Origin of the sequence: Pseudomonas sp. 2848, assembly GCF_003253945.1 — a bacterium.
In the GTDB taxonomy this organism is placed as follows: Bacteria; Pseudomonadota; Gammaproteobacteria; order Pseudomonadales; family Pseudomonadaceae; genus Aquipseudomonas.
The window spans coordinates 1-2,046 of the sequence record NZ_QKZD01000029.1 but is presented as its reverse complement, the minus strand read 5'-3'; the positions used below and the strand labels follow the sequence as shown (position 1 = coordinate 2,046).

The following is a 2,046-nucleotide window of genomic DNA, read 5'->3' as shown; positions in this document are numbered from 1 at the left end:
GCCGGCGGCAGGTGCAGCACCGCCCCGGCGCACAGCGCCGGCCAGGCCTCCCAGGCCATGGCGTCGAAGCCGAAGCCGGCGACGCTGGAGGTGTGACTGCCGGCGCCCAGTTCGAAGGCCTGGCAATGCCAGTGGACCAGGTTAGCCAGGGTGCGGTGCTCGACCATCACCCCCTTGGGTTGGCCGGTGGAGCCGGAGGTGTAGATCACATAGGCCAGCTGATGCTCGTCCAGGCCCTGGACAACCGGATTGTCATCGGCCTGGTCCAGCCAGTCATCGCCATCCAGCGCCACCTTGGCCACCGCGCCCACCAGCGACTCAGTGCTCGATTCGACCAGCACCAGCGTCGGCGCACTGTCACTGAGCAGATAACCAATGCGCTCCACCGGATAGCCCGGATCGACCGGCACATAGGCCGCGCCGGCCTTGAGCACGGCCAGCATCGCCACCAGCCGCTGCGGACCGCGCGGCAGGCACAGCGCCACGCGGTCGCCCAGTGCCACGCCACGCTTGATCAGGTAGTGGGCCAGGCGATTGGCGCGCTGGTTCAGCTCGCCATGGCTCAGGCTCACCTCGCCCTGTACCACGGCCAGCGCCTCGGGCGCCTGGGCCTCGACCAGCGCATGCACGGTGTGCCCTTGCGGATAATCGACGGCAGTGGCGTTGAAGCCCTCCACCACCTGGCGCAAAGCCTCGTCATCCAGCATCGGCAGATGATCGACTCCCTGGCCCGGCGCCCGCTCCAGCGCCTGCAACAGTTGGCCTAGCGTATTGGCCATCCACGTGCCGACCTGCGCCGCAGGCAATCCCTCGGCGGCCAGCACGCTCAGCGAGAAACCCTCGCCCAGGTCATCGACGCTCAGGGTCAACGGGTAGTTGCTGCGCTCCTCGCCGCCCAGCAGGCGCACACCCTGCCAGATACCTTCACCGTCCCGGGCCGCCTCGGCGCTGTGCCGGTAGTTGAGCAAGGCACTGAACAACGGCGCCGAAGCCGCCACGCCGCTGCAACGCTGGGCCAGCGCCAAGGGCGCATGCTCGTGACCGAGCAGGGCCGACAAGCGCTGATGAGTGACGCGCACGGCCTGCTCCACCGGCAGCGCGGTGTCCACCCGCAGTGGCAGGGTGTTGATGAACATGCCCAGGGCGCGGTCGGCGCCCTCGCCGGCTTGCAGGCGGCCCATCAATACGGTGCCGAACACCACATCGCGACGCCCTGCCAGCACACCCACCACCCGGGCCCAGGCCAGGTGCACCAGGCTCGCGGCGCTGACGCCACGCTGCCGGGCCTGCTCGCGCAGGCCTTGGGCCAGGGCGTCAGGCAGCATCAGGGCGGCATGCTCGACCCGTCCGCCATCGCCCTGCACATCGGCCAGGCCAAAGGGCAGGGTCGGTTCTTCGACATCCCCCAACTGGGCGCGGAAGAACGCCTCATGGCTGGCCTGATCGTCGCCCAGGCAGACCTGGGCGACATAATTGCGATACGGCACCGCGGCAGGCAGCGTGGCGCCACGCCCGTCCAGCAGCACCTGCATCTCCTCGCCGACCACGGCCATCGCGGCGTGGTCGAGGGTCAGGTGGTGGAACTGCAACAGCGCCACCCACTCGCCCTGGCGCGGATCCTCGGCATAGACCAGCCGCAGCAAGGGTGCCCGGGTCAGGTCCAGACGCTGCTGGCGGGCATCGAAACGCGCCAGCAACTGCTCGATCACTGACTCCTCACCCAGGCCGGTGACTTCGCTGAGCGCCAGGTTGGCCTGGCGCCAGACCACCTGCACCGGCTCCGCCAGGCCTTCCCAGACCACCGAAGTGCGCAGGATGTCGTGGCGGTCGATGACCTGTTGCAAGGCCGTTGCCCAGCTACGCAGGCGCTCGAGGCTGTCAAAGGCCAGACGCGACTGCAGCAGGTACGGATCGCCCTGCTCGGCGCTCAGGTGGTGATAGAGGATGCCCGCCTGCAACGGCGCCAGCGGGTAGATCTCCTGCACGTTGGCGGCGCCGCCCGGCACGCCGGCGACGATGCGGTCGATGCTGGCCTGGTCCAGTTCG

At 69.2% G+C, this 2,046-nt stretch carries 1 protein-coding gene; it reads right to left on the bottom strand.

All coding sequences use genetic code 11. The features are described 5' to 3' along the window. Positions 1 to 2,046: AMP-binding protein (locus DFS21_RS26390; RefSeq protein WP_146603179.1), on the bottom strand; the 2,046-nt coding region annotated here is incomplete at both ends.